The following is an 11,066-nucleotide window of genomic DNA, read 5'->3' on the forward strand; positions in this document are numbered from 1 at the left end:
TTCCGGCCTCATGCAATTATTTCGCTGCGTTACCACAATAGAAAGTCACACACGCATGCGCTCGCTTGTCAGAACGGCATGCCCATGATACAGTATCATTTACAAGGAGATACCCATGATGCGGTCACTCGTCAGCATACTCTCTGCAGGACTCGTCTCCGCCGCGACCGTTACCGGCCCCGTCTGGCAGTACAAAGCCGATGACATCTCGTTCGCCTACCCCACCGGCTTCATACTCGCGCTTGACAATCGTACCGCGAGCGAGCACACGATAGCCCTCTCCGGCAGCGGCGGCGAACGCATCATCATAACGAAGTGGCCGAAATACAAAGCGCCGACGCTCATGAGATATGCCGAGAACCGCCGGGCGTGGCGCACCGAACGGCTTGATCTTACTATCGCCGACCGCATTCCGGCAGTGCGCTGCATTCACAAAGGCAGTTTCCCGAACACTGCGGAGGGATACGGGCGCAAATACTCCGGCGTTCATCAGCGTTACGATATCGTACACTACCGGTATTTCACGTCACCGCATTGGGCCGAGATCATCGCTATGAACACAGCGCGGCACACCGTGTATATCTGCATCGAGACACCGGTGCGCCGCGCCGACCAATCATGGGATGCTTTCTGGGCCATTGAAAAAAGTATTGTATTCTAAAGGGCTGCCGGCCATACAAAGACAATATCCCTTGTCATCTTTTTTCCCTCCGTGAGCTTTGTGGACTCCGTGAGAAATTTTTTCTTCTCTCAAAGGCAAGCGGTTGAACGAAAGAAAACAATCCTCTTGCGACATCAGAAAAAGCTCGGGAACAATGCGCGCTCACCGAGGAATACCGCGATACCCGCCGCGTATCCCAACAGGGCGAGCAGACTTATCCGCTTGAGATACCAGAGAAAATCAATCTTTTCCATACCCATGGCAGCAACACCGGCAGCGGAGCCGATGATGAGCATGCTCCCGCCGGTACCGGCACAATAGGCGAGGAATTGCCAGAACGCACTGTCCGCCGGATGCGCCGAGAGCGGATACATCCCCATGGCCGCGGCGACGAGCGGTACATTATCGACGACGGCGGAGATGACGCCGATAAGTACCACGATCATGGCTTCATTCTTTACTGTCGTGTTCAGGAACACCGCCGTCCGCTCGAGCACACCGACGGCATCGAGCGCGGCTATGCAGAGCAATATGCCGAGAAAGAAGAGCACGCTCGCACTGTCGATCTTCTGCAGCGCGCGCCCGACGGATAATTTCGTGCGATGCTCATGCTCCTTGCCGCGATGCATTATCTCGGTCGTTATCCACAGGACGGAAAGGCCCAACAGCATGCCGAGGAACGGCGGGAGATGCGTTATCGATTTGAACACCGGGACAAAGAGGAGCGCGCCGATGCCGAGGAAGAACACGACATTCTTCCCGGCGGTCACCTGCGCAGCCCCTCGCTCGATGCGGGCGACCTTGCCTCGTATCGACGGTGAAATAACGATGAGCGGAACGAAAAGGCACGCAAGGGACGGAAGAAAGAGATGCTTGATGGTAGCAAGTGTCGTGATATTTCCGCCTATCCAGAGCATGGTCGTCGTTACGTCGCCGATGGGCGTCCATGCCCCGCCGGCATTCGTAGCGATAATGATGATGCCCGCAAAGACGAGACGATCGTCACGGTCGCTCAACAGCTTTCGAACAAGCGACACCATCACTATCGTCGTCGTCAGATTGTCGAGGACCGATGAAAGTAAGAACGCCGTAATGCCGATTATCCAGAGCAACGTCCTTTTACTTCTGGTCTGTATCCGGTTCGTGATCACGTCGAATCCGCCGTGTGCATCGATCAATTCCACGATGGTCATGGCGCCGAGAAGGAAGAACAATATCTCCGCGACCCCCTCGAAGTGAGCCGTAAGTGCCTCCTGCACAAGGTGCTTGTCCGGGACCCAGAGCACATAGATCGTCCAGGCGATTATTCCCGCAGCAAGGGCGCTCGCTGCTTTATTGATATGGACCTTGTGCTCGAACGCAATGAATGCGTATCCGATAACGAACACGGCAACAACGGCGATCACCATAGTTACATCCTTATGTACGCACCATAATGGCAATCGATAATTCTGTCAATTGACATATACGATCCATCGATTATAGTGCCCTGACCGAGGTCATAAGACATGCGCGGTCTATTTCGCCTGCCGTCCGGGATTATCCTCAATCTCCTGTTCTGCGTCTATGCCCTGCTCTATTCGGCATTCCTGAGACCATTTGTGTTTCCCGCCGCGCACACCGCGGTTACAGCCGCGGAAAAATCGCCAAACCCCGTATTCGGCGTACTGGTGCTTCTCGCTTTTATTTTCGAAACGATCGGTATGCGAATACACATGCTTTGGATACGCGAACGTTTCGCCGGACGCGCGCCAAAAAGCTATTCCGGACCGGTACTCGTCATGATAGGGCACCTTGTCGTTTCTTTTCTTCTCGGTATAGCGGCAATGACGTCGTTCTTCGGATCCGCATCGCCGCCCATTGTGGTTGTCATCATCGTCGTTCTCCTCGTACTGGCGCGGGAAGGATATATCGCTGTGCTCATCTACAATGTCGATACCCCACCAGCAACGACTGTCTCATTCCCCCTGCGCCTTGTCGCACATCTCATGCTCTTCTCATTCGTCTGCATTGCCTATACGGTGGCATGGGAGGCATTCACCCTGAGCGATATCGATCAGACGTTCAATGTGCTCGAACCGATTACCATCGTCGCATACCTCGGCATGCTCCTTGTCGGCGCGATGGTGCTCATCCCGATCCGCCTCGGATACTATATGGAAGAACGCCTCTCAGCGGGAACAACACGGGAAAAGATCCTTCTCGCCATATCTGTTCTTGTAATGATATCGCTTGCCAGTTCGCCGATGTTCCGCATCTATTCGGCGGAGGACTATGCTCGCCGCGGGCGAAAGATAGTATCGTATTATCCCGTCAAAGCGCTCAACGATTTCAGCAAAGCGATCGCGCTTGCGCCGACGAACCCCGTGTATTATGCCGATCGAGCGCTCGCATATCGTGGACTTCGGGATAACGAGAACGCGCGGAGCAATTTCAATGCAGCGATAGCGCTGGATGATTCCCGTGCCATGTCATATGTCGGGCGCGGCGACCTCTTCTTCAGCGAAGGCAATACCGCAAACGCAAAACGCGATTATTATCGTGCGATGGAGCTCGCCCCGAGTAATTATCTGGTTCACTTCGCCGTCGGTCGATTCCACGCCGAAGAACGAGAGTATGCCGCCGCCCTATCCGCACTCTCGCGGGCTGTCGCTCTTCGGAAAAACCATACCGCGGCGCTCGAATATCGCGGGTATGTCTATGAGGCCACACGAAATGACACGGCCGCCATTGCCGATTATCGTATCGCGGCTTCGAACCACAGCCGGTATGCAAGGGAACGGCTGCGGAAGCGATATACGATAGAGCTTCCGAAAAAAGATGACGATGACAACGATTAAACAGTTGCAGCCTTTTTCACCCTACTTCCGCGGCGATTCCACGAGCATGAGATCGACATGCAGCCGCTCGATATTGACGCGCGCAACGAGCACGCGCACCCTGTCGCCGAGCATATACGACCGCTTCCCTCCCGTACCGACAATGGAATGGTCCGCTTCATTGAAATGGAACCGGTCCCCGGCAAGGTCCTGATAGCGAACCAGCCCCTCGGCACCGAATTCGCTTATGCGCACGAATATCCCGAACGCAGTGACCCCGGTGATGATGCCGTCATATTCAAGTCCGACCTTACCCTTGAGGAAACGCGCGCCCTTGATCTTCGCGAGTTCGCGTTCCGCGTCGACAGCGATGCGTTCCTGCTTCGAGCAGTGGTCCGCCACCGCGGCAAGCTCCACTATCTCGCTCTCGGAGAGCTTCCCCTGCCCGCGTATTATCTTCCTGAGTATGCGGTGTATCACCAGGTCGGAATAACGACGTATCGGCGAAGTGAAATGCGTGTAGTAATCGAATCCAAGGCCGTAATGGCCGATGTTCTCAATGCCGTAATACGCCTGCTTCATCGAACGAAGGAGGAGCGTAAGCAGAAGCTCCTCATCGGGCTTGCCCTTCATCGATGCGCGGAAGGACTTGAAATCCGCCTCACCCGTCTTGGGATCGCGGTTGAGCGCATAGCCGCGATTGTGAGCAATGCGCTCAAAATTCGCGAGCTTCTCCTCATCCGGTGTGCCGTGCACGCGATAGAGCGACTCAGTGTGCTTGCCGAGATACTCCGCGACGACGCGGTTTGCCGCGAGCATGCATTCCTCGACAATACGATGCGCATCGAGGCGAGGCTTCGGCGAGAACGATACAGGCTCTCCTTTCTCATCAAGCGTTATCTTTATCTCGTCAAAATCGAAGTCTATGCTCCCCTCGTTCATGCGCTTGCTCTTAAGCACGTTCATGAGCGCATGCGAATCCGTCAGGAGCTTCGTGAGCCAGGGGTCGGCGTTTTCTTCTTTGTCAAGTATCTTCTGCACACCGGTGTACGTCATCCGTCGTTTCGACTGAATGACGCTTTCGGCGAACCGATAGGAAACGATATTCCCCGCATTGTCTATCTTCATGAACGCGCTCATGGTAAGGCGCGGCGTGTTCGGGTTGAGCGAGCAGATGCCGTTGGATACCGGGAACGGGAACATCGGCACGACGGTGTCGATGAGATAGAAACTGTTCGCGCGCTTCTTCGCCTCTTTATCGAGCGCGCTCCCCTTGCGTATGAAATGGCTCACATCCGCGATGTGCACACCGAGTTCAAAGCCGTCGGGCGTCCGCGTGACATTGATCGCATCATCGAAATCCTTCGCATCCTCACCGTCGATGGTGACGATATCATAGTTTCGCAGGTCCTCCCGCGTCGTCAGATCGCCAGCGGGCACCTCCTTCGGGACGAGCTGCAGTTCGGCATCCGCCTTCGCATTCCAGCCCCGCGGCAAACCGTGCTTGATAACGATGTATTTCGCATCGTCCTTCGCCATGCCGATATACGACCGGAACGCCCCGCGATCGCCGCGATCCATGCGGTCGCGTCCTGCACCGCCGCGAAAGCCGCCCTCGCGCGAAGTGCCGCGGCGCACATCCGCGCGTTTCTCCTGCATCTTCTCCGCTGTACGCGAGAGCTTATACACGCCCTTTTTCTTTCCGCGCATGAGTATCCCTTTTGCCGCCGCCTCGTCTATGACGCGCTGCACCGACGGGTAATCTCGTTCCGCTATGTGAAAATGTTTCACCAGCAGATGTTTTTTGACGACCTTGTGCCTTCGCGCAAAGTCTATCAGTTGTTCAATTGTCATTGTTTTCCTTCTTGTTCTTCTATTACTATCACTGTTCTATTTTTTCGAACGCCTTCGTAAAGATCTTGTCCCACGTGTATTGTTCCCCCAGCGCGCGGGCGTTCGATCGGTAACGCGCGTGGTCCTTTACTATTATCCGTATCTGATCTGCAATATCCTTCGCATCGTATCGGGCGATGCGTCCGGCTTTCTTTTCCGCAAGCGTGCGAGCGAACGGCGGCACATCGGTCACCACCACCGGGAGCGCACAGCCGATATAGACCTTAAGCTTGCCCATATCGGTATTGTAGCTGAAATTGTTCGGGTCATCGGGATAATACGGTGCAATGCCGACGCCCGTTTTCGAGAGTATCGCGAGTACCCGCGAAAAATCGAGTATGTGCCCGTAGAGCGTCACCCATGCGGCAAGCTTTCTCCGGCGAATATCCTCCCTCAACTCGGCGAGATAATCCCCCGCACCGACGACAACAAGGCGATATCGCGCATCCTTTTTTCGAAGCTCCTCCAGCACCGGAAGAAAAAGCTCGGCGCCTTTATTCCGAATAAGCCCGCCGAGATAGACGACCGCATGCGTATCGACGCTTTTCGCATGCGACAGATGCGTCCCGAACGCTACCGGCTGCCATGACCGCACGCGCTTTTCCTTAAGCTTGCCGTCCTCAAAGCGGCGGCGTATCGTCTTTTCAATGAGCGGCCACACCTGGTCCGCATTGTATGCTGCGATCCTGTCAAACGCATAGTAGAGCGCGTTCAGAACGGGATTCGCATACCGCACAGGTGTATAATCGATCATGTAATACATGACACGCTTCACCCCGGCGATGACCTTCAGGCATAGGCCAATGCACGCGAGGAGATTATCCCCACCGGCAAGGATATCCGCGCCGCGGCAGAAGCGCATCCCGTACCACAACCCGTACAGAACATCCTTGGCATACGAAACGGGCTCCGGGCGCTTGAACCGCAGCAGCGACTCATGCGTACGAACGAGTTTCCCCCGGCGAAAAACGGAAACCGTGACCGCGCTCGATACACTGTTCATGAACGGAAATGCGATGTACACGACCTCTTCGACGCGCTTGCTGTTGAGCCAGTCGCGCAACTCCTCGGTAGCACCGGTAGCCGCATAGTGAGCGAGTATGACGGCTTTTTTAATATCGGATGTTTTCATCACAACAGGAGAGCTAACTGAAAAATTCCTTGAACCAGCCGGATAGTTTCCCGCCCGTATTCCCCTCTTTCCGCTCGCGCACCTTGCGTATCCCCGGTGCGGGGTTCTGTTCCGACGACTTCATGAGCGTAAGCCCCACCGCCACCGCGCACGTCGCATCGCGTCCGATATCGAGCATGCCGGAGAAACCGGTCGGATATCCCACGCGCGCAGGCATGGTCCCGAACACCGCCTCGGCCACATCGGTAGCACCGCCGAGCATGGCCCCGCCGCCCGTGAGCACGGCCCCGGCGGAAAGCACTTCCTTGCATTGTACCTTCTCAATTTCCTTGAGCACGAGACGGAATATCTCTTCCATGCGCGGCTCGATTATCTGCGACAATGTTTTCTTCGGTATCGTCCGCGGCGGACGGTCGCCCGTGGACGGCACTTCTATCGCCTCGGTATCGCTCACCATTTCGCTCATCGCAAAGCCATAGGACATCTTCACCTCTTCGGCGGCGGTATGCGAGATGCGAAGCCCCATCGATATATCGCTCGTTACATGCTGCGCGCCGATGGGGAGCACCGCGGTATGCGTCACCGCGCCCTCGATGAAGAACATCACCGACGTCGTAGCAGCACCGATATCGATGAGGGCAACGCCGAGCTCGCGTTCGTCGGGGGTGAGCACCGCATACGATGCCGCATACGGCGATGCAATGACATCATCCACCTCGATACCGGCCTTGCGAATCGCGCGCATGAGATTATCGCTGTTGGTTATCATGCCGGTTATGATATGCGCCTCGGCCTCAAGCCGCGCACCGGTCATGCCGACGGGATTCCTCACTTCATCGTGGTCATCAACGGCATATTCCTGCGGGAAGAGATGTATTATCTCGCAATCGGAGGGAAGCCGGATGGAACGCGCCGATTCGAGCACACGCTCCACCTCGAACGGCGTTATCTCCCTATTGCGCGCCGTCACGCCGATGACGCCCTTGGAATTGATGCCGCTCAAATGATCGCCGCCGAGCGATGTCACCACGCGCGATACATCGCCGCCGGCCATGATCTCCGCCTTTTCGACAGCGGACGCAATAGCCGCGGCCGCCGCATCGATATTGACCACCGTGCCTTTCCGAACGCCATTGGATACCGCACGGCCTACGCCGAGCACGGTCACTTCGCCGTCATGCATCTCGCTGATAAGCGCTTTTACGGAAGATGTGCCCACATCGAGCGCACATATACTGTCATTTTTGGCCACACTGGCTCCCGATCATTGTTAACCGTAATTATACGCGATAGTCGCTAAATTGCAACAAATGAAGCCGCCGGAGCAGTCCATCTTCATGGGCCGCCCCGGCGGAATACCGGTCATATATCGCTATTTCTTGCCGCCGCCGAAGTCGAAGGCCGTCCAATACCATATGCTGAGCCCGGGGGTCACGGCGCCGACCGTATTGTAGGTCACCGTCATGACATTACCCAGCGGCACGGCGATGGAGAGCTGATGCGTCGCCCCGCCGAGAAGTATCGTTACTCCCGGTACAATCCCAAGCTCAAACTTCGACTGAACCGCCGAAGAGATGCCGCTGGTGACCGCCGGATCTATCTCGCAATAGATATAGAAAAGGTCCTTTATCACCTTCACGACCGGCGCAAGATACGCCCCGAACTTTACGTACGGCACGTTCGGCGCTGCGCTTGCGATGGGCACATCCATGTACACGTTCGCCTCAGCCGCGAAGTAATCGTTCTCCCAGAAGAAATGATACTGCGGCACGATATCGAACGTGAATGCGGCCCCTGCCGGCGTATACTTGATCTGCAGGGCGAAAATATTGTTCCCGCCGATATCGAAGCGCGGCATCACCCACGACCCGCCGTACGCGAAGCCGGTCGCGGGGAAGCTCAACGTCGCGAAATTCGCTATCACGTCGAAGTTCGCCGTTACGCCGTACGCGGCGGCGAGATCGAAAGTCGGCACGAACGGAGAGAACGTCGGTGAGTAGAAGAACGGATTGACCGCCAGCTTCATGGCACCGGTGCTGCCCGTCCAGGGATTGTAGGCGTACGAGAACGCCTTCGGTGCGGCAGCGGCGATGAGCACTACCGCACACATCAGTATCGTACGAGAGATGCGATGCTTCATATGAAGCTCCTTATGAAAATGTTCGACGAACGCTTCGCATCGGATGCGCCGGGTCCATCGATACATGAGATGCAATCCCTGTGCCAGCACTCAGTTACGCGAACCGCATATTTCAGTGCATGCAGAGCGGTCCGCAGATCGCATATGCATAAAAACTGTGCGCCCGCACGTTTCATGCCGTCGATACGGTCAATCGACGATCAGCCGATATGCGGCCTGTCCTTGACCGCCGTATCGATGACGCTCTGCTGCAATTCAACGTCCTCGAGCTTTCCCTCGAAGTACATGTCGTACGCGGTCATATCGAAGAACCCATGCCCGCTCAGGTTGAAGAGTATCGTCTTGGGCTTTCCTTCCGCGTCGGCCTTCTTCGCTTCATCAATGGCGGCGCATATCGCGTGTGAGCTTTCCGGCGCCGGCACTATGCCCTCGGCACGGGCGAACGTCGTTGCCGCCTGGAATGTAGCAAGCTGCTTATACGACTGCGCCTCGACGATGCCTTCCTTAACGAGCATGCTCACGAGCGGGGACGCACCGTGATAGCGAAGTCCGCCGGCATGTATGCCGTCCGGCATGAAGGTATGCCCGAGCGTATACATGAGCGCTATCGGCGCCATTTTCGCCGTATCGCCGTAATCAAAATCGTAGAGGCCCTTCGTGAGCGTAGGACAGGCCGCAGGCTCCACTGCGATGAAACGCATGTTCTTGCGCTTACCGGATAGCTTTTCCGGGACGAACGGAAAAGTTATACCGGCGAAATTGCTGCCGCCGCCGACACAGCCGATGATGATATCCGGGTAATCGCCCGTCTTCGCGAACTGCTTCTTCGCCTCAAGACCGATGACGGTCTGATGCATGCACACATGATTGAGCACCGACCCGAGCGCATAGTGGGTATCATCATGGGTCGCCGCATCCTCCACCGCTTCGCTTATCGCGATGCCGAGGCTCCCCGGAGAGTCAGGGTTCGCCGCACGTATCGAGCGGCCGGCATTCGTGCGGTCCGTCGGCGAAGCGAACACCTCGCCGTTGAATACATGCATGAGATGTCTTCGATACGGCTTTTGCTGATAGCTCACCTTCACCATATACACGGTGCAGGCCAGCCCGAAGTAGTTGCAGGCTATGGACATGGCGCTGCCCCATTGGCCCGCGCCGGTCTCGGTAGCTATGCGCTTGATACCTTCTTTCTTATTATAATATGCCTGCGCTATCGCGGTATTGAGCTTATGACTCCCGGCAGGGGAAGCACCTTCGTATTTATAGTATATCTTCGACTTGAGCCCGAGGTCCTTTTCAAGCTGCCGCGCCCGTATCAGCGGCGTCGGCCTCCAAAGCTTGTAGATTGAAAGGATCTCTTCCGGGATGGGTATCTCGCGCTGCATCGAGACTTCCTGTTCGATGAGCCCCATAGGAAAGAGCGGCGCCAGATCGGATGGCCCGAGCGGCTTCATCGTCTGCGGATTATAATAGGGTGCCGGCGGCTTCGGCAGATCAGGATTGATATTGTACCACGATGTCGGTATTTCATTGTCAGCAAGCACGATCTTTCGATGTTCGAACGGTTTTTTGGTGAATGCCCGCGCTTTCGGCGCGCTTTTCTTCTTTTTCTTCGTCGCCATAATACCCTGCCTTGTCGAAATGATGTCTTATTCTAGCAATGTACGCTGGTTTTGTCAATGCACGATGATCTGTCAGACAATCCGTTTCGCTTTACTTTGTCGCGGAAAAATGATACACTTGCCTATCGCAACGTGAGGAAGGAGGCATCGCATGAAGATCCGCTGGCAGGCAATTCTCGTCGGGTTATCGGTGAGCGTCATCGTCTATCTCATCAGTTTTCATCTCATTTTCCTTAATGGGCTTGAACGCTCCTTCTACGATTTCCGCTTCTTCTTCCGCGAGGACCACTCGAACCCGGAACGGTACCATGAGAACCAGTTCACATCGCCCGCGCGCCAGCGTGTTATCGAAGTGAAAGGCGGCGAAATGGTCGCCGAAGAACGCTGGAACCAGTACCAGGCCGTCGTCGTCAAGATCGATGACGAGTCGCTTGAAACGTTCGGCGAATGGCCGTTCCCGCGCGATGTACACGCACAGATGCTCAAGGCGGCGCGTGAAGCCGGTTCGAAATCGACGCTCTTTGACGTGCTCTTCATCGTACCGCAGAAAGTCCCTGCCGCCATCACCCTTGCTACAAAGGACAATCCGTCGCTCTATGCGCAGATGCAGCGTATCTACGCGGGTATGGACAGCACGCTCGCACGAGAGATCGAGCGGTCGGGCAATATCTATCTCGATCTCTCGGTGGCCTATCAGGAAAGCAAGGACCCGGAATATCGCGCCCGCATCAGCGAAATGGAGACCATCCTGCAGCGTCATTACCTCCCCATCGGCGATCACAATAAACGCGTCCTGAAA

9 protein-coding genes are annotated in these 11,066 nt (G+C 55.9%); 3 read left to right on the plus strand and 6 right to left on the minus strand.

Annotation, left to right across the window (positions count from 1 at the left end; translation table 11 throughout):
- The first annotated feature begins 115 nt into the window (after positions 1–115).
- Complete coding sequence (locus AABZ39_13855; GenBank protein ID MEK6795861.1) at positions 116–661, plus strand: hypothetical protein; 546 nt, start codon at positions 116–118, stop codon at positions 659–661.
- A gap of 134 nt (positions 662–795) precedes the next feature.
- On the opposite strand, the gene nhaD is transcribed toward AABZ39_13855, so the two are convergent.
- Entirely contained in the window at positions 796–2,070 is a 1,275-nt protein-coding gene (gene nhaD / locus AABZ39_13860; GenBank protein MEK6795862.1) for a sodium:proton antiporter NhaD, read from the minus strand.
- A 99-nt stretch (positions 2,071–2,169) separates the two neighbouring features.
- Between nhaD and AABZ39_13865 the strand changes: the two genes are divergently transcribed.
- Positions 2,170–3,501: a tetratricopeptide repeat protein gene (locus AABZ39_13865; protein MEK6795863.1), complete on the plus strand. Its 1,332-nt coding sequence runs from the start codon at positions 2,170–2,172 to the stop codon at positions 3,499–3,501.
- A gap of 21 nt (positions 3,502–3,522) precedes the next feature.
- Here AABZ39_13865 and AABZ39_13870 read toward each other — a convergent pair whose 3' ends face one another.
- The 5 genes from AABZ39_13870 to AABZ39_13890 all read right to left on the minus strand — a co-directional run bounded on the left by AABZ39_13870 (position 3,523) and on the right by AABZ39_13890 (position 10,267).
- Positions 3,523–5,334: a VacB/RNase II family 3'-5' exoribonuclease gene (locus AABZ39_13870; protein MEK6795864.1), complete on the minus strand. Its 1,812-nt coding sequence runs from the start codon at positions 5,332–5,334 to the stop codon at positions 3,523–3,525.
- A gap of 28 nt (positions 5,335–5,362) precedes the next feature.
- On the minus strand, positions 5,363–6,505 hold the full coding sequence (locus tag AABZ39_13875; protein MEK6795865.1) for a glycosyltransferase: 1,143 nt from the start codon (positions 6,503–6,505) through the stop codon (positions 5,363–5,365).
- Positions 6,506–6,518: 13 nt separating this feature from the next.
- Positions 6,519–7,757 (minus strand): cell division protein FtsA, encoded by a 1,239-nt coding sequence (ftsA, locus tag AABZ39_13880; GenBank protein MEK6795866.1) that lies wholly within the window; start codon positions 7,755–7,757, stop codon positions 6,519–6,521.
- A gap of 120 nt (positions 7,758–7,877) precedes the next feature.
- The gene (locus tag AABZ39_13885; GenBank protein ID MEK6795867.1) at positions 7,878–8,645 is read right to left on the minus strand and encodes a hypothetical protein; all 768 of its coding nucleotides are present in this window, start codon (positions 8,643–8,645) and stop codon (positions 7,878–7,880) included.
- Positions 8,646–8,845: 200 nt separating this feature from the next.
- Positions 8,846–10,267 (minus strand): TrpB-like pyridoxal phosphate-dependent enzyme, encoded by a 1,422-nt coding sequence (locus tag AABZ39_13890; GenBank protein ID MEK6795868.1) that lies wholly within the window; start codon positions 10,265–10,267, stop codon positions 8,846–8,848.
- A gap of 151 nt (positions 10,268–10,418) precedes the next feature.
- On the opposite strand from AABZ39_13890, the gene AABZ39_13895 reads away from it, so the two are divergent.
- Positions 10,419–11,066: CHASE2 domain-containing protein (locus tag AABZ39_13895; protein MEK6795869.1), on the plus strand; the 648-nt coding region annotated here is incomplete at its 3' end.

This window comes from Spirochaetota bacterium, assembly GCA_038043445.1.
Taxonomy (GTDB): domain Bacteria; phylum Spirochaetota; class Brachyspiria; order Brachyspirales; family JACRPF01; genus JBBTBY01.